The 17,767-nt window shown below is 52.9% G+C and carries 18 protein-coding genes, 1 other RNA gene and 1 pseudogene; 2 read left to right on the top strand and 18 right to left on the bottom strand.

Going from position 1 to position 17,767, the window contains the following annotated elements; genetic code table 11:
* Positions 1-195 precede the first annotated feature (195 nt).
* From CFELI_RS03325 to prfB, 13 genes and pseudogenes are all read right to left on the bottom strand, one after another.
* Entirely contained in the window at positions 196-753 is a 558-nt protein-coding gene (locus CFELI_RS03325; RefSeq protein WP_277104780.1) for a hypothetical protein, read from the bottom strand.
* A gap of 32 nt (positions 754-785) precedes the next feature.
* A pseudogene (locus tag CFELI_RS03320) lies at positions 786-1,049 on the bottom strand (ABC transporter permease); the annotation flags it as partial.
* A gap of 135 nt (positions 1,050-1,184) precedes the next feature.
* Positions 1,185-1,625, bottom strand: coding sequence for an Lrp/AsnC family transcriptional regulator (locus CFELI_RS03315; protein WP_277104778.1), 441 nt, complete (start codon positions 1,623-1,625; stop codon positions 1,185-1,187).
* 77 nt (positions 1,626-1,702) lie between these two features.
* Positions 1,703-1,951, bottom strand: a complete 249-nt coding sequence (locus tag CFELI_RS03310) for a hypothetical protein (protein ID WP_290259450.1) — start codon at positions 1,949-1,951, stop codon at positions 1,703-1,705.
* 563 nt (positions 1,952-2,514) lie between these two features.
* Positions 2,515-3,279, bottom strand: coding sequence for an ABC transporter ATP-binding protein (locus tag CFELI_RS03305; RefSeq protein WP_277104776.1), 765 nt, complete (start codon positions 3,277-3,279; stop codon positions 2,515-2,517).
* A 10-nt stretch (positions 3,280-3,289) separates the two neighbouring features.
* A complete protein-coding gene (locus CFELI_RS03300) occupies positions 3,290-5,635 on the bottom strand; it encodes an ABC transporter permease (protein ID WP_277104775.1) in 2,346 nt (781 codons plus the stop codon).
* On the bottom strand, positions 5,622-6,245 hold the full coding sequence (locus tag CFELI_RS03295) for a TetR/AcrR family transcriptional regulator (protein ID WP_277104774.1): 624 nt from the start codon (positions 6,243-6,245) through the stop codon (positions 5,622-5,624). Before CFELI_RS03295 ends, CFELI_RS03300 begins: the two co-directional genes overlap by 14 nt.
* A 229-nt stretch (positions 6,246-6,474) precedes the next feature.
* Positions 6,475-6,865, bottom strand: a transfer-messenger RNA (tmRNA) gene (gene ssrA / locus CFELI_RS03290).
* Positions 6,866-6,926: 61 nt separating this feature from the next.
* Complete coding sequence (locus tag CFELI_RS03285; protein WP_277104773.1) at positions 6,927-7,241, bottom strand: CHY zinc finger protein; 315 nt, start codon at positions 7,239-7,241, stop codon at positions 6,927-6,929.
* Positions 7,234-7,728 (bottom strand): SsrA-binding protein SmpB, encoded by a 495-nt coding sequence (gene smpB, locus CFELI_RS03280; RefSeq protein ID WP_277104772.1) that lies wholly within the window; start codon positions 7,726-7,728, stop codon positions 7,234-7,236. Before smpB ends, CFELI_RS03285 begins: the two co-directional genes overlap by 8 nt.
* Positions 7,729-8,030: 302 nt before the next feature.
* Positions 8,031-8,933 (bottom strand): permease-like cell division protein FtsX, encoded by a 903-nt coding sequence (gene ftsX / locus CFELI_RS03275; RefSeq protein WP_277104771.1) that lies wholly within the window; start codon positions 8,931-8,933, stop codon positions 8,031-8,033.
* A gap of 15 nt (positions 8,934-8,948) precedes the next feature.
* Positions 8,949-9,638 (bottom strand): cell division ATP-binding protein FtsE, encoded by a 690-nt coding sequence (gene ftsE / locus CFELI_RS03270; protein ID WP_277104770.1) that lies wholly within the window; start codon positions 9,636-9,638, stop codon positions 8,949-8,951.
* Between the two features lie 120 nt (positions 9,639-9,758).
* On the bottom strand, positions 9,759-10,856 hold the full coding sequence (gene prfB / locus CFELI_RS03265) for a peptide chain release factor 2 (protein WP_277104769.1): 1,098 nt from the start codon (positions 10,854-10,856) through the stop codon (positions 9,759-9,761).
* Positions 10,857-10,894: 38 nt separating this feature from the next.
* On the opposite strand from prfB, the gene CFELI_RS03260 reads away from it, so the two are divergent.
* Both CFELI_RS03260 and hisN read left to right on the top strand, forming a co-directional pair.
* A complete protein-coding gene (locus CFELI_RS03260; protein WP_374724761.1) occupies positions 10,895-11,734 on the top strand; it encodes an inositol monophosphatase family protein in 840 nt (279 codons plus the stop codon).
* Between the two features lie 3 nt (positions 11,735-11,737).
* A complete protein-coding gene (gene hisN, locus CFELI_RS03255) occupies positions 11,738-12,532 on the top strand; it encodes a histidinol-phosphatase (RefSeq protein ID WP_277104767.1) in 795 nt (264 codons plus the stop codon).
* Between the two features lie 167 nt (positions 12,533-12,699).
* Here hisN and CFELI_RS03250 read toward each other — a convergent pair whose 3' ends face one another.
* From CFELI_RS03250 to CFELI_RS03230, 5 genes are all read right to left on the bottom strand, one after another.
* On the bottom strand, positions 12,700-13,677 hold the full coding sequence (locus CFELI_RS03250) for a S1 family peptidase (RefSeq protein ID WP_290259423.1): 978 nt from the start codon (positions 13,675-13,677) through the stop codon (positions 12,700-12,702).
* Between the two features lie 262 nt (positions 13,678-13,939).
* Positions 13,940-14,305 carry a biotin/lipoyl-containing protein gene (locus CFELI_RS03245; RefSeq protein WP_277104765.1) on the bottom strand — a complete coding sequence of 122 codons (366 nt, stop codon included), beginning with the start codon at positions 14,303-14,305 and terminating at the stop codon, positions 13,940-13,942.
* A gap of 26 nt (positions 14,306-14,331) precedes the next feature.
* Complete coding sequence (locus CFELI_RS03240) at positions 14,332-14,592, bottom strand: hypothetical protein (protein ID WP_277104764.1); 261 nt, start codon at positions 14,590-14,592, stop codon at positions 14,332-14,334.
* Between the two features lie 21 nt (positions 14,593-14,613).
* A complete protein-coding gene (locus CFELI_RS03235; RefSeq protein ID WP_277104763.1) occupies positions 14,614-16,170 on the bottom strand; it encodes an acyl-CoA carboxylase subunit beta in 1,557 nt (518 codons plus the stop codon).
* Between the two features lie 15 nt (positions 16,171-16,185).
* On the bottom strand, positions 16,186-17,667 hold the full coding sequence (locus tag CFELI_RS03230; protein ID WP_277104762.1) for a methylmalonyl-CoA carboxytransferase subunit 5S: 1,482 nt from the start codon (positions 17,665-17,667) through the stop codon (positions 16,186-16,188).
* Positions 17,668-17,767: the final 100 nt, after the last annotated feature.

Raw genomic sequence — 17,767 nt, 5'->3', positions numbered from 1 at the left:
CCTTTTTCATTGATGCGATAAGAAATACTGCACCGCCGACCAGTGCCGTTGAAACCACCTTGAGTACGGCAACGGCAAACTAATTGTCCACGCCTAAACGATTGTGTCAATGCCTAAGTTCATCGTGGCATCCTGCCCGAGGGCTAAAACGTTGCGTTTTTCGCATTCAGCACAATAGGCCCCCAGCAAATGCAATCAGATGTGCAGAGATCGGAAAATGGCCGGGGTCAGTGTTGATGGCTGAGCCGAATAACCGCGCAAGCAGCACATCAAGTCAGAAGGGGTGAGCATGCGCTGCATGAAGGCGGCATTACTTCCTAATCTCCCTCCGCCGATGACAATGCCGACAAGCTGCAGAACAAACATGCCGAGATTATCTGTGGTAATAAGTCCTGCGGTGCCAAAAACGAACACAGTAGCTGTGTGAATCACGCGGTAGAGCGATTCAAAGCCCTTGATGGGCGGGGGGGGATGATGCGGTTGTTGTCCACCGTTTGAAAAGCTACTGTCGCCAGAGCATGGCAGATCGCAACCAGTAACAGTGCGGTGACAGCGTGAAGGCATCGATACGCAATCAGCCGAAAACTGCTCTGTGCCCAGCGGCATCGGGTTTTTGTATGTTAGCAGCGGCGCGAAACCCAAACCCGCCGCGCTGATTAGTGCGGACAGCAACCACAATCGCTTTTTCACAGCGTTTTTGTGAAAAGAGGTTTTCCGCGTATCGACGCCGACACATGTCTGCTGACTACGCATTCTTCACACCCCGCACCCACCAGTACGATCTAGTTGTAATTCACACCTAATTTCGTAGCAAATTGCTTACCCCAACCCGCCACGGTCAAGCGATCCACAACAACTACCGTAAGCATAATCCACAGCTGCACATATTGTCCCTTATGCACAGCAGTAAAAGATTCCTGAAACCACACACTCAAGCTCAGCAACAGATTCATGGACAACACCGCGAAGGTCGTCAACGCACTGATCACAGCACCCAACATAATCTGAATCATCGGAACCACTAGGAAGGAGCGCAAAGAAACTCTACGCTAAAATTTTCCTTCCAACTTTTATTTGACCAGTATAAATTCAGAAATAGGAACATCATTCGCAGCCCAGAATACCCCCACACCACAGCCGGCTAAGGATCCACGTTGATGGGCGTTACCAGCGTGCGGGAAGTACTATTCGCCTGATTTAATCACTTTCATTGTCATGCGGGAATCAACACGCGCAACACCAGGATTACCCAACAAGCCTTTTGTCAACCATTCTTCATAATGTTCCGAATCGCGCACCCGCACACGAATGAAATAGTCTGGCCTGGAAAACATCCGCCGCAATTCCACCACTTCCGGCATTGCCGCCACACGTTGTTCAAATTCTGCGATAGTGGGGCCATCATTTTTCCCCACATCCGCCTGAACAATGACCTCAAATCCGCGATCAAGCGCTGCTTGATCCACAATGGCGCGATAGCCCTTAATCACACCCATCTCTTCCAGCTTACGCACTCGACGCAGGCAGGGTGCAGCAGTCAGCCCTACGAGGGCAGCCAAATCCTGATTACTCAGGCGTCCGTCTTTTTGCAATTCTGCAAGAATTGCGCGATCAATCTCATCCATCCCCCCAATTATTGCCCAAGCAAATGTTAGTCAGCAATAACTTTCAGAAGTTTTCTTCTGATCGCACAGTTAGCACCCTAGACCAGAGCCAATTCCCGCGATTGTTCGCAGACCCAACGGATTGTGCGCCGCATCTGTGGACTATGCAGCCACACCGGCGTGCCAAACACATGCGCACTCGACTGAAGAATCACTTCCTCGCCCGCCTGCGCGAGCTGACTCAAACTCGCAAAGCCCATACGCTCCAAAGTGGAAATGACCGACGTATCAACACCGGGAATATTGAGAAGAATTTCCCGCTCAAGCTCAGAAAACGACCAATGCATCACTATCTCTACTCTCAGTTGTTTTCAGATGATGCTAGAGCAGAATTTACTAAATGCATACTTAAGCCAACCTAAACGAACAGCGTTTCGAACAATAAGGAAACCTCACCACCACCCATCACCAGCGCTGCAAACTCACATATTGTCGACGTCGCAAAGCACAGTAAAGCCGCCCCACGCACACCAACAAAACACTGCTTAAGTCAACCTTTCCACATGTGTTAAGCCTGTATTAATAATCCAACTACCCCTTTTAGTCCCCGCAGTACAGTTCATGTGATCTCAGCAGTTTGCTTTTACACAGTTCGAATTGAACCCCTCGTTGAATGCCGTACGCTCGCCCGCCTAGCCCATATCGAAGCTACTACAATGCAAATGATAACAATTATCTAAGGGGCAACCAGCACATTGCTCGTCAACCGATAGCTTTCATCCTTAGAAAGCCTGATCTAAATCCAGGATGTTTCCCTCTCCCATTGCTGTTCACTGCTATCACCCCAAAGCATGCAGATTGGTGATCACTACGTGTGTAAAGCACAGTTGTGTTCGGGGAAAGTGAGAATTTAGTGCTGTTTTTCGAGATTCGATAGCCAGCCAAGTATCGTCTTTTCCCGTTCTAGCCAATCTGACTCATCGGTGGGATCGGTTCTGCCGAACTGACATTGGTCGACAATCAGTCCATCTTTGAGGTAGATCACACGGTCAGCGCGGGCAGCACATCGATAATCGTGGGTAACCATCACAATTGCGCACCCTAATTTCCGTGCATCCGCAAGCGCTGCTAACACCTCACCTGTCATCGCACTGTTCAATGCCCCAGTAGGCTCGTCTGCGAACAGGATTTTCGGCCGTGTAATGAGCGCACGACACAAGGCAGCGCGTTGGAGCTGCCCACCAGAAACCTGAGTAATCCCATGGTGGGCAATGTGGGCGATATCAAAACGAACGAGTAACTGTTCAGCTTTCTTATACGCGTTGGCAACTTTTGCTTTCAAGGCGGGAAGCGCAACATTATCGATAATGGACAAATTGTCGAGAAAATGTGGTTGCTGAAATACAAATCCCATGTGTTCAAGACGAAGTTTCGCCGCTTGCTGTTGGCTTAATTGAGAAAGGTTCTGCCCCGCAATTGTAACCTCACCTGAAGTAGGCGCATCCATCCCGCTAATGGAATACAGAAGGGTCGACTTTCCCGACCCCGATGCTCCCATGATGGCAACAAACTCCTGCTCTTCCACATCAAGACTGACTCCCCGCAGTACCTGGACGGGAGGTATGGTGGTGTTGAACTCTTTGATCACAGTGCACGCGCTCAAAATGGTGGACATTAGATTTCTCCTATTTCACGTACTGGGTCAGGTTCTCACAACGGATTGGTCGAAGCGCAAGAAATGCTGCGCCGCCACATACTCCAAGGAGCAGGGAAGCTGGAAGAATAGTTCCTGCAATAACATCATGGCTGTACGGTAATTCGCGCAAGCCCACGCCAGCGATCGAAAGCACCGCTTGAAGCACATATTTACCTGTGAGTACTTCAACGGCAAGCCCCATTATTATGCCGAGCGTTGCTGCCACCACAACTTGCCAAAGCACAAGGTTTTGTATTTCCTTCGGCTCAAATCCTAAGACGTTGAGCGTTCCCATGCGTGTCTTATCTTTAGCGACGCGAACGCCAACGAAAAGTACTGTAACTAAAGCAATCGTGCTCAGCGCCGCAATCCATGCAACGACGACAACCCATCGCATCGATTCTGCGAGTGGTCCCATGATCTGCCAAGTGGCGTCGGCAACCGACTGTGCTTTCACCCCGGAATAGTTCTTTTCTAACTCCGCAGCGAACACCTGCGCCATGCTGGGATCCTTCAACCAGACATGCAGCGTCCAGCGCTGCGACTGCTCAGGTAAAGGTTGAGCTAATTTCGCTGTGAATCCACCTGAGGTTACGTCTTGATAGACTCCCACTAGTGGATAGGTGTGCTCGTTTCCTTGCGAGTCACGAATGCTGAGGGTATCCCCCACGTGCTTTTCTCGCTTGTCGACGCTGAGTTGCGAGAGCGCTATCTCACCGCTAGACGGTGGTTTTCCTTCGACAAAATGGAGAGTGCTGCTGTGAAAGTTCCCATACTCCACTGTCATCAGTTCCCATTTATCGTCTACCTTCGTTTCCACTAGGACTGTGGCTGTGGACTCTATACGCTCCACAGTTTCATTCCTTTCGAGGTATTCCCGCAGCTGGTGATACATCTTAGCTACGCTTTGTCCTTCCTCGGGAAACTGGATCGTCGCAATCACATCAGAACGTTCGATCCCTAGATAATCCACGGCGCTAGGTGAGGCGAAGGTTTTGACCATGCTCACAGGAGCTGCCACAAGCACTGTGGCAATGAAAAACACCATCGACAACATCAGCCATTGCCCCTTGTTCCCCGCTATTCCCCCTACAATCAGCGCCGACTTGACACCCTGCCGAAGGAAAATCCTAGGACGAACCCTGCCAGGATGTGTCTTTGAATCTGTTCGACCGTGAACCATGGCAGGCACAGGCTCAATCTTTGCAATCTTTCGAAGAACAACCCCGCACAACCCCTCCACAACTACCGCCACTACCAGCACTGCGCAAAGGGGCACGAGGAAAGTCCAGATGCTCAGAGGTGCATGACCAAAGGCGTGTGCGAATCCGGTACTGACAGGAAACAACGCTAACGTTGCCATTCCTAATCCGATTACACAGCCAACAACGACAACAGCGTGGTAGCGCAACAAGAAAAGACCGGCAACATCCCTACGCGACAGGCCAAGTGCTTTCAGCACTCCAATGGTCCGGATTTGGTCTTCAATCGTGCCCCGAATAATAAACCACAAGCTCACAAGGGCAATCCCCATCAGTGCTACCGCACCAGCAATAAACCCGAAGGCAACCAGACCTGACGAGAGCACAGTAATCAGTTTGATCATCGGCGCTGTTACAAACTGACCATTATGAGGAAGCTCAGGATCTGCTTTAAATGCTTGCTCAACCGCAGGCAGAGCATCAGGGTGTGCGAGTTTCACTCCAATGATCGCCTCCTTTTGGCCGGAAATGCCCTCCCAAGAATCCGGGTGCACTAAATAGCAAGTGGAACCGGCCATAGGTGACGCCATCTGCCCGTCACGAATGAAACCTGCGATTGTCAGCGGTGTGCCCGCGACATTCAATTGGTCACCAATTTCTACCGGAAATTGATCCTTCACAACCACAGGAATATAAACCTCCCCGAGCGCTGGGTCTGCGGGTTGTGCGGTGGCGACGTCGATAAGCTTGTCGAACTGCTCGTTCGGGGTAGTAAAAAGATGATCAATCAACGAGCGCGAAAAATCGCCGTCACCAGCCTTGGTGCGATACCCTATCAGACTCGGGTCAACCCCTTTTAGCCGTTCAATCTGAAGTGCAGCAACATCGGGCCGACGCCCAAACTCTTCAAGCGCCTCCAGATTCATATCCCCTTGATGCATCTGCAACAAGTCAGGCGGTGACGTCACTTTATGCAACGCAGCGACTGCAGACGAGAGCCGCTCGATCGTGCCTGCCCCCACCCCCATCAGGGCAGATGAAAGGGCGACCAGACAAACTAAAACGACGGCAAGCCCCTTATGTGCCTTGATATCACCAGCAAGGTATCGACGCGAAAACTCACTGCTTTTCATCGCCGTGTCCCCTCGCATTCTCGTAACCCTTCACCGCCGCCTCAATGAGTGCGATCAACTGTCGCTGCCCGTCATAGCTCCACTCTTGAAGTACCTGCATAATGTGCGGATAGTCACCCAAGGCAAGGGACTGGTAGTCACTCGAGTCGCGGTTTTGGTCATGCTCAGCTAGAACGTGACCGATCAGTGACTGAAAAAGCCCGTTGACGAGGTCAAAACCTCGGCAATCAAGAACAAAACCGTGGCGAGTAAGAATTGAAAGAAAATTTTCAATCACTCCAAACCCACCGGGGCCGAACGCTGATTGCGTGCCAAGAAGGACAACCACATTGGGGTTTGCCAGAAGGATTTGGCGGACATAAAGCAAACACTCCCGCAAAGCAACTTGCCAGCTTGCGAACCGAGCACCCCTATCGAATTCAATGCGCATCCAGGCACGATCTGCTACCGCCTCAAGCAGCATTTGTTTGGAATCAAAATACCGGTACACAAGCATCGCGGAACAATCCAAGGCACCGGCGAGTTGACGAAAGGAAAGCTTCTCTATCCCTGCATCGTCAACCAATGCTAAAGCGGTTTCAACGATAAGGTCACGGTTGAGTTTTGCCACTGTGGGCTCCTTGCACGATCTATTACCTATAGTTTACAGCGTATACATTTGCCCACAATAGTTCCACTCTTCCAACTCAATTGAATACTCGCCCACCGCGCGCCCCATGCCAACTGATCTTCCCCCCACTGATCCACGCCGACTCACGAAATACCCTGCGCACTACACACCTTCTGCCCCCACAACAAAACCCTGCTGATGTGGCGTTTTGCCACCTCAGCAGGGTCATTTGTGGAGCCGCCGGGAATTGAACCCGGGTCCTACGTCATCTTGCCAGGGCTTCTCCGTGCGCAGTTCGCGCGAAGGATCTTTTCTCTGACTCTCCGGCTTAGACGAACATTCCCGGATGATGAGCCTCAGCCACAAGTAAAAGTCCCATCCACACCTTGAGGCCAATGTGGATAGCAAGTCCCTTCATCGATGCCGGGGTCTAAAACAGGGACCATTTTAGTCCGACAGACACGCAGGTCGCTGGCTATTCTTAATTAGGCAGCGAGGGCGTAGTCACGCTGAGAATTCTCGGCGCTTATCAGATTGCTACGACGCTTACGGTGGTCTCTAGCCTGCACCGGCACGCTTCCCCTGGCGTAATGTACGCAGTCGAAACCAAAATCGACCCCGTTGCTTGCTGTCCGAGGTATTGTGCGATCAACAGCAAGTGTTGTTAATCATAAACCACAATTACCCGCACGTAAAGTACATATTTCTGTGCGCAGCACAGCCTGGATTAAAACCACACCCGCACGCAGGGCAATCAGTGGTTTGAGCATACTCCTGTGGTGTCATCCCGTACCCGCATACACCACAGATCACAGCCACCATCGCGCTAGAAAAATCCACGCGACCGAATTCATGATCAGCTAGATCACCATGGCATAGGTGGCAGGCATAAAATTCGTGGCAGGTTGCGCATAGGTTCGCCACCACATCCACCGCTGTACGATAGTGCACGCAGCGCCCCTGCGTATCCACCGCGATCCCGCGGATTTTAGCCATGAAGCCCCTTGATACGGCGGCCCAAGTCGCGCACAATCTCACGCTCTTCAGTGCGGCGTTTAATATCTTGGCGCTTATCATAAGCCTGTTTACCTTGGGCTAACCCAAGTTCCAGCTTCAAACGCCCATCCTTGAAATACAGGCTCAACGGCACCAAAGTCTTATTGCCGTCGCGCACCTTACCCATCAAAGAATCAATCTCACGACGATGCATCAATAATTTCCGTGTGCGGCGCGGCGAATGGTTCGTCCAATGCCCCTTCGAATACTCCGGAATGTGCAGATTACGCAGCCACACCTCCCCCTCATCAATCGTGGCAAAGGCATCGACAAGCGAGCACTTGCCCTCACGCAGCGACTTCACCTCAGTACCAACTAACACAACACCACACTCAAAGGTTTCTAAAATGTGATAATCGTGCTTCGCCTTGCGGTTAGTAGCAATAACAGGATTAAAATGCGCCTTCTTCTTATTCTTCTTCGCCATAATCGTTTAATCTTAGCGCCAAAACCTCCACCATCGCCCGTTTCCCACCAACACACACATGGGCAAGTGCCTCACAGCGCCCAACGCCGCAACCTTGCCCCACCGTCGCCAACCCCATTGAAGCCCGCAACCGAACAATTTCAACGATGCAGGTGCCGACGTCGTCACGCTAAGCAAGCATCCCCTGTTCATCACACCCGAGATATTTAAGGTCGACACACTCAACAGAAAAGCGCCAGGAACCGAGGATCTTCCCGCTAGTGAAAACCTCAGCGCCTGGCGCACTTTCAAACAGTGACAGGCTACTTGCGCACGTACCAGCGCAACGTCACCTGTGCCGTGATCGCCGCAAAAATAATGCCAACAATCGCCACAATCGGGGTGATCATCCAAATATCAGCAGTAGTCACCTTCGCAATCAACTGTGCCTCATACAAGCTCGCCAAAGTCTTATCCACAACCCACGTCTTGCCCAAGAACAAGGCCACACCGGAAAGCACCGCACCCAAAACCACCGCAATAATCGCCTCAAGCACAAACGGTGCCTGCGTATACCAACGCGACGCACCCACCATGCGCATGATCGAAATCTCTTCACGGCGATTAAACGCAGTAATTTGAACCATATTCACAATCAAGAAAATCGCAGCAATCGCCTGAATCGCAGCAAACAAGAACGTGGAATTACGAATCGAATCAAGATTATCCGTAGCCCCGCGCACATCATCAACCTGATCAACAACCTCAGTAACCTGCGCAAGATTACGCACCGAATCCAGCGACTTCGTATTCAACGGATCAGACAACCGCACATGCACCGCAGCAGGGAGCGCATCAGCTGAAGTCTCCTGAACCAGCAACGGATCAGAATCCTTAAACAACTCCACATAACGCTTATACGATTCCTCGCGGGAACGGAAAATCACCGACTCAATCTCATCGTTCTTCTCCAATAAGCCCAGCACCTCTTTGCACGGGGCGGAAGAACAGTCAGCATCATTGGCGGAAATTTCTTCATCCAGCTGAATCATCACCTCAACACGCTGAAGATACACCTCCTTCGTGCGCTCAGTAACATTGGTCACCAAAAAACCAGTCGCCAACAGCGCCAAGGAAATAGCGGTGGTAATAATCAACGCCACCGTCATGGTGATATTGCGGGCAAGACCGCGGAAAGCCTCACGCAAAATAAAAACTACACTCATCGTTTACTCCCCCTCCTACTGTGCTTCACCATAAACGCCATGAGCCTCATCGCGCACCAGACGCCCAAGATTCAGCTCAATCACACGACGACGCATATCATTAACCGCACGAGCATTGTGAGTCGACATCACCACAGTCGTGCCAGTCCTATTGATCTGATTCAGCAACACCATAATGTCATCGGAGGTATCCGGATCAAGGTTGCCAGTCGGCTCATCCGCCAACAACACCAACGGGCGATTGACAAACGCACGAGCAATCGCGACACGCTGCTGCTCACCACCCGAAAGCTCCTGCGGGAAACGATCCGCCTTCGCCGCCAAGCCCACCAGCTCCAACGTGTCCGGCACCATTTTGGCGATCTTATCCTTCTTCGTACCGATCACTTCGAGAGCAAAAGCGACATTATCGTAGACCGTCTTCTTCTGAAGCAGGCGGAAATCCTGGAACACATAGCCAATCTTCTGGCGCAGCTTATTCACCTGACTTCCGCGCAACTTATTCACGTGGAAAGAGTCAAGATAAATATCGCCAGAAGACACATTGGTCTCTCGAATTAACAACTCAAGAAACGTAGATTTACCCGAGCCCGAAGGGCCGATAAGGAAGGCAAAGTCGCCCTTATCAATCGTCAACGAAATATTATCGAGAGCCGGCCGAGTGGACGTTTTATACAGCTTGGTGACATTTTCAAAGGTGATCACCTCAACAACCCTACCGAAACTTAGCCAGATTTGTGTAAAGCCCACACACGAAAAACCACAACCGCAGCAGTGGCGCTACCTCAACAGCTCGCCCACCCATGACCGCCACAAGACTGGATGCTAGGACTTTGACGACATCCGCCAGCGAATGCCCGCCTCCAAAAACTTATCCAAATCACCATCAAGCACCTTGGATGGGTCACCCACCTCATAATTGGTGCGCAAATCCTTCACCATTTGGTACGGGTGCAGCACATAGTTGCGCATCTGATTACCCCAACTCGCATTGCCACCAGCACCCAACGCATCCATTTCGGCACGCTCCTGCTGGCGCTTGCGCTCCAAAAGTTTCGCCTGCAACACACGCATCGCCGAGGCCTTATTTTGAATCTGCGACTTCTCGTTCTGGCAGGTCACCACAATGCCGGTCGGAATGTGAGTCAAACGCACAGCCGAATCAGTAGTGTTGACCGACTGCCCACCTGGACCCGAGGAACGGTACACATCGACACGAATCTCAGAATCTGGAATATCAATATGGTCAGTCTGCTCCACCACCGGCAACACCTCCACCTCAGCAAAAGAGGTTTGGCGGCGCGCCTGATTATCAAACGGTGAAATACGCACCAAACGATGCGCCCCCTGCTCCACCGACAACGTTCCGTACATATACTCCCCATGCACCACAAAAGTAGCGGACTTAATGCCCGCTTCCTCAGCGTAGGAAATATCGTAAATATCCACCTTGTGGCCGTTCTTCTCCGCCCACCGCACATACATGCGCATGAGCATCTCCGCCCAGTCCGCGGCATCCACACCACCAGCACCAGAGCGAATATTGATCACAGCTTCGCGCGCATCGTATTCACCCGACAGCATGGTTTTGACCTCAAGGGAGGAAATTTCTTCGCGCAGTTCCTTCAGCTCTTCATCAGCAAGCTGCGTCCCCTCGCCTTCTTCCTCTGCCAACTCATACATCACAGGCATGTCATCTAAACGCTGACGCAAACCCTGCAGCTTCTTCAACCCCGACTGCACCATCGACAACTCAGATGTGACTTTTTGCGCATGCTCCGGATCATCCCACAAGCTCGGGTCAGATGCCTGTGCTTCTAATTCGCGCACGCGAGAAGCCATCTCTTCTGGGTTCATCACCTTCTCAATAGTGGTCAAGGTGGTGTCGAGACTGGTCAATTCTGCTGTAACTTCAGGGCGCATAAGGTACTAGTTTAGACTGCTTGCCAAAACAAGGCACAATAGTGGGCATGGAAGACCTCAAGCAGCTCACAGACATGATTCCGGCCATCGTCAAAGCGTTTTGCATCGCTCACGAAAACGACTCAGACGCCCACTTGGCCCAAGCACTCGTCTACAACGCGGGCAGGCTCGCCTGGCGCATGCGTGAAACAGGGATTAGCACCACCGAAAAAACCAACATTTCCGACGTGGTCACCGAAGCGGACAAAGCCGCCGAAATGTTCATCGACCGTGCGCTTGCAACACTACGCCCCGACGACGGCGTGATCGGGGAAGAAGGCACCAACCGGGCGTCGACAAGCGGAAAAACCTGGGTTGTTGACCCCGTCGACGGCACCTACAACTTCGCAACCGGCTCCGACTACTTCTGCAGCGCACTCGCGCTTATCGACGCCGACAACCACCCCATCTTCGGCGCCGTCCACCGCCCCGCCATGGGCTACACCTGGTTCGGCGGCAAAAACCACCCCACCAGCCGCGACGGCAAAGAAACCACGCCACTGTCCCCCGCCGCACTCGAAACCCTAAGCCTCGGCACCTACATCCACCCCACCTACCTTGCCAATGCTGAACTCCGTGAAGCATGGCTTAGAATCGCCACCCGCGTTGCCACCTTACGCATGACCGGGGCCGCTAGTATCGACCTCGCCTCCGTCGCCTGCGGTGACATGGGCGTATGGATGCAACACAGCGTCGCCGACTGGGACTGGCTGCCAGGCCTCGCACTGGTCGAAGGGGCAGGCGGGATCGGGACAAAAGTCACCGCCGGCGGCGTAACGTGGTGTATCGCCGGAAACAAGCAAGCCGTCGAAGAAATTACCCAACTACTAGGAGCTTAAAAGATGTACAGCAACGACCTCGCATTCGCCTTGAGGCTTGCCGACGCCGCCGATGCCATCACCCTCGCCCGCTTCGAAGCCGCAGACCTGAAAGTCGACTCCAAACCGGACATGACGCCAGTCTCCGACGCCGACACCTCCTGCGAGCACGCACTCCGCGCACTGATTGAAACCCACCGCCCCGATGATGAAATCTTGGGCGAAGAATACGGCGGCACCCCACAAACCACCGGACGTCAATGGGTCATCGACCCCATCGACGGCACCAAAAACTACGTCCGCGGCGTGCCCGTATGGGCCACCCTGATCGCGCTGCTCGACAACGGCCGCCCCGTCGTCGGAGTCATCTCCGCACCAGCGCTGAACCGACGCTGGTGGGCCTCACTCGGTGAAGGCGCATACAAGAGCTACAACGCGCAAACCACCCCCATCCAGGTGTCTGGCGTCACCGATATTACCGACGCATCCGTCTCCTTCTCCTCCCTCGATGGTTGGCGGGATCGGGGCTTGTTGGATAATTTCCTCACCCTCGCCGACACCACGTGGCGACTCCGCGCCTTTGGCGACTTCTACAGCTACTGTCTTGTCGCCGAAGGAGCCGTCGATATCGCCTGCGAACCTGAAGTATCGCTGTGGGATCTCGCACCGCTGGCCATCCTCGTGCAAGAAGCCGGCGGTCGCTTCACCTCGCTGAACAATAGTGACGGCCCGCACGGCGGCAGCGCAGTGGCCACCAACGGCAAGCTTCACGAGACCACACTGAACGTGCTGACACAACCGGCCGCAACCACCCCATAGGCTTATCGCCAAACATCAACCGGTGTACAGACTCCTGCCCTTTTGCCTGAGTGGGCACAAAAAGGACAGGAGTTTTTTCACCACCCCAAAACATAAGGCCCCATCTTCGTAGTGTTTGTCCACGAAGATGGGGCCAGCACTTACGCTGCGCGCAATGCTCCTTTGATTTAAGACTCTGGCAACCTAAAACCTGCGCCGACACCACCACGCTGATTAATATCAGCGAGAACAGCATCCATGCTGGTGGAAATAGTCGGCTGGAAAGCCGCACCCTGCAAAGGTGTGCGGCAGGACAAGTTATAATCTGGGACCAAACCACCAGAAACCATGCCCACAAGACGATTACCTGCCATCACAGGCGCACCAGAATCACCGGCGGTCGCACACACCTGAGAAAGGTTCGTCTTCTTATCTGCAACCCACACCACGCCACAGGTATGACCAGTTGCCACACCTGTCTTGCACACAGTTTGGAAGCTACCAGGAACACCGCCGATTTCATCAACAGTCACCCCGTTATAGCTGCGGGTAATCTGCGCATTTGAACCAAGCTCAATAACGGAATAATCCAAACCGTTCTGCCCATGAGCAACCACAGTTCCGGAGCGACCAACACGCCACGAATCGGCACTGACAACCTGCGAACCCACCTTGCCGCAGTGTCCTGCGGTAATAGCGACCTTGCGGCCTTGATCATCAACACCAGTCGCAGTGATGGTGCACAGCTGGTTCTTGCCCACATAGACAGGGGTGGAAGGACCGTACAAAGAATTGCCGTCGCGCTCGGTGAAAATGGAATTGAGTGGGGTTGGTGGCGCGTCGAAGAAAGAAACAGGAACGCGCTGCAACACAGGGCCGTTCTTCAGTGCCATGAATTGGCTGAATGGATCGTTTTTCCAACGGTAGTTTGGCCCCTCGACGATCGGACGATACTCGTCACCAACCTTCTTGAGGGTTTCATCGCCGAATTCAAAAGGCTTGGCCGTTTCGGTGATCTTCGGAAGGCCTTTTTCGCCGGCGTAGCTGTTGTATTCAGCAATCACCTGATTCTGCTTTTCGACGGCGCGAGCAATGTCCGCATTCACTAACGCGACTGCGGCATCAGCATCATTGATGAAAGCAGGATCAATCTTATGGAGTTGCACACCTCCTTGCTGAAGTTGCTGAAGTGTTTCAGAAGGAGTGGGAAGAGTAAAAGCCCAGGCGCTTGGGGCCTGCCCAAGCAGTAAGCCGCCAATGATAGCGGACGAAAATACTGTGCGAGTTATGCTCTTCGTGCGCATGACTATAGGTACCTCTCTCAAAAGGTCAATGGGGGTGGTGTCTTAGAAGGTGGGTTTAATAAACCCGTCACCATAATGCCATGAAAACATTGGTCACTTCTGCCACATCACCCCCAAGGGGGCACTAGTCAATTTCGACGAGTGCTTGCCCACCTTGTACAGAGTCGCCAACAGCGACTCGAATAGCCCCAACCGTACCCGCAGAAGGGGCAGTAATCTCGGTTTCCATCTTCATGGCTTCAAGAATCAAAAGGACTTGTCCAGCCTCAATCTTCTCCCCCTCCGAAACCAGAATTTTGAACACACTACCAGCTAGTGGTGCCACAACCGCGTTAGCGGACACACCTTGAACAGATGCTGTAGCAGGCTCCGAGTGGATAGACGCGGTGGGGTGGTTTCCAAAAACAATGGACCCCATGGTGCGCTGTTCTTCTTCGACTTCAACTTCAACGGAATAAGCAATCCCGTTCACTGTCACGTTGAGTTTCATGTGTATTCCTCAATTTTGATAAGCCGTTACCGGCTGAGTTTGCGTTGCTGGACAGTTTGGCGCCCCTGAGCGGCCCACGTACGGTGGCGGGAATAGCTCACAGCTTTCACTCGCCCCTTATTTCCTAGGAACGCACTCACCGCAGCCGAGATCGCAATAATGACATCCTCAGGGATAGATGCATCAGATCGACGGCGCAGTTCAGCGATTTCAGCTTCGGCAGCTTCTAGCCTGGCGCTTAATTCAGTGACGAGTGTGGCCAGTTCGGCATTAGTTACTTCACTCATGAAAGTGTTGTCCTTTTCTGGTTACACCGGCATGAGGCCGTGCTTTTTACTTGGCCTAGTGACACGCTTATTGGCAAGAATCTCCAAAGCGTTGGCTATGTGCTGACGGGTTTCAGCTGGGTCGATGATATCGTCAACAAGCCCACGCGCAGCTGCCATGAATGGGGTGGAGAAAGTATCCTTGTAGGTTTGAATCAGCTCTTCCCTCTTTGCGTCTGGATCATCGGCTTCTTCAATTTCCTTGCGGAACACCACATTAACGGCACCTTCGGCACCCATCACTGCGATTTCAGCGGTCGGCCACGCATACACGCGGTCAGCCCCAAGATCTTTCGAGCACATTGCAAGATGCGCACCACCATAGGATTTACGCAGTTCGATCGTAATCATCGGAACAGAAGCCGAAGAGTAGGCGTAGAGCATTTTCGCACCGTGGCGAATAATGCCACCATGTTCTTGAGCCACACCTGGCATGAAGCCGGGCACATCTACCAAGGTCAGTAGTGGGATGTTGAAAGCGTTGCAGAATCGAATAAACTGCGCGCCCTTATCCGAGGAGTTGATATCCAGCACACCCGACATCACGTTAGGCTGGTTTGCCACGATACCGACGGTGCGGCCGACGATGCGGCCGAAACCAACCACGAGGGATTGTGCATACCCAGCTTGGACTTCAAGGAAGTCACCGCGGTCAACCAATCGTGCGATCACTTCGCGCACGTCATAGCCCTTCTTACCGTCAACTGGCACGATGTCGCGCAACACCGGGTCCGGTTCGACCACTGGGTCGGGATCAACAATCGGCGGTTCTTCGGTGTTGTTTTGCGGAAGAAAACTGAGCAATTTCTGGGCAATGAGGATTGCGTGCTCGTCGTTATCAGCAACGAAGTGAATATTGCCGGCTTTCATCATGTGCGCATCTGCGCCGCCAAGTTGGTCGCTGCTAACGTCTTCGCCGGTGACAGACTTGATCACGCCAGGTCCCGTGATGAACATGTTGGCTTGGCGGGTTTGAATGATGAAGTCAGTCAAGGCTGGCGAATACGCGGCACCACCCGCGCAAGGCCCTGCGATGATCGAAATTTGCGGCACCAAACCCGACAGCAGCACGTTGTGGTAGAACACTTTGCCGTAACCAGAAAGAGAATCGATGCCTTCCTGCACGCGCGCACCGCCGGAATCGTTAATAAAAACGAAAGGGGTGCCGGTAGTGGCGGATGCTTGCATCATGGCGGCCACTTTATTGGACTGCGTTTCACCGGCGGAGCCACCCATCACGGTGAAGTCCTGGGAGGCAATGTGTAAGGGGCGTCCGAACACTGCACCGGAGCCGGTGACCACGCCGTCGGCAGGCGCAATTGCGGTATCCATGCCGAAGTGGGTGGTGCGGTGAGTGGCGAACATGCCGGTTTCGTGGAAGGTTCCGGCGTCGAGAAGCAGATCGATGCGTTCACGCGCGGTCAACTTCCCTTTCTTATGCTGCTTTTCAAGCTTGTCGACGCCGCCGCCAAGACTGACTTTTTCGCGTGCGGCAGCCAGTTCTTCGAGTCGACGCTGCATTGTTTTCTCTTGAGCCATGGTCAGTTACTCCTTTTATTCGGCGGGCTCTACACGCACGGTTTGGGTGCGTCCGCCAACAGTGACTTTGTAGGTGATGGGTTCAAGCACGGGCTCATTCTCGCGCTTCTTCACCAACGCAGGATCTGTACCCACATTCTTCGGGCCTTCATGTCGAGTCGTGAAGAAACCAGGCGCAACACCTGGGAACAGCGCATTTGTCAGCACATCTTCATCCGTGCCATCGAAACCTTCAAGTGCCTCAGCTTGCGCACGCAACTCCTCCCATTCAGGGGCAAGAAGATCAGCCGGACGGCAGGTGATTGCTTCCTTCTTCGTCTGCTTTTCCGCCTGCTTAATCAGCTCAGGGTCACGCTCGCCAATGCACTCGCCGTAGTAGCCGAGCATGAGATCAGCAAATTCCGCAGTCATTACCTTGTAGCGCCCCATCAGCACATTGAACACAGCCTGAGTTCCCACAATCTGGGAAGATGGCGTGACCAATGGTGGGTAGCCTGCGTCTTTGCGCACGCGCGGAACCTCAGCCATCACCTCATCAATACGGTCACCTGCGCCTTGTGCATTCAACTGCGATTCCATATTTGACAGCATGCCGCCAGGGATTTGGGACAAGAAAATGTTGGTATCAACAAGAGTCTTCGACTCAAATTCCTTGTACTTTGGACGGACCTTCTTAAAGTGATCACGAATATTGATCAAACGATCCATATCCAGATCGGTGGTGTAGTTGGTTCCCTCAAGCATTTCCACCAAAGATTCAGTGGGGTTATGTCCAGGGCCTAGTGACAGTGAAGAAATAGCAGTATCGACCACATCGGCTCCCGCCTCAATGGCTTTCATCAAGGTCACAAGAGTCACGCCTGTGGTGGAATGACAATGGACATTAATCTGAGTGTCTTCGCCGTAGGTTTCTTTGATGCCACGAACAATGTCATAGGCTGGTTGGGGTTTGAGCAATGCCGCCATATCTTTCAACGCGATCGAATCAGCGCCCATGTCAAGGAGCTGTCCGGCTTGCTTGATGTAGCCTTCGACGTCGTGAAGCGGGGATACGGTGTAGCAGATCGTACCCTGCGCATGCCCATCCACCTTTTTCACTGCCTGCATGGCACGTTCAAGGTTGCGCGGATCATTCAGCGCGTCAAAGACACGGAAAACATCCATGCCATTTTCTTTAGACTTTTCTACAAACTTATCCACCACAGTGTCTTCGTAGTGGCGGTAGCCCAACAAGTTCTGGCCACGCAGCAGCATTTGCAACCGAGAATTGGGCATAAGTTCGCGGAAGGTGCGCAGTCTCTTCCACGGATCCTCATTGAGGAAACGAATGCAGGCGTCGAAAGTGGCGCCACCCCAGCATTCGATCGACCAAAAGCCGGCTTTATCGATGTCGTCACACGCGTCAACCATGTCTTCCATGGCCATGCGCGTCGCGAACAAGCTTTGATGCGCATCGCGGAGTGCAACCTCAGTCACTCCAATGTTTTTAGGACTCATACTTATGAATCTAGGGTAAAAACCGCAGCTTCGCAGGAGTTGTTTTAAGTTATTTTACGCCCGTTTTTCGCGTAATTGCAGCCCCAAATGTGCCCGATCG

Source organism: Corynebacterium felinum (assembly GCF_030408755.1).
Lineage (GTDB): Bacteria > Actinomycetota > Actinomycetes > Mycobacteriales > Mycobacteriaceae > Corynebacterium > Corynebacterium felinum.
Note: the sequence above shows the minus strand (reverse complement) of the source record. Positions and strands in the feature narration are given on the sequence as shown.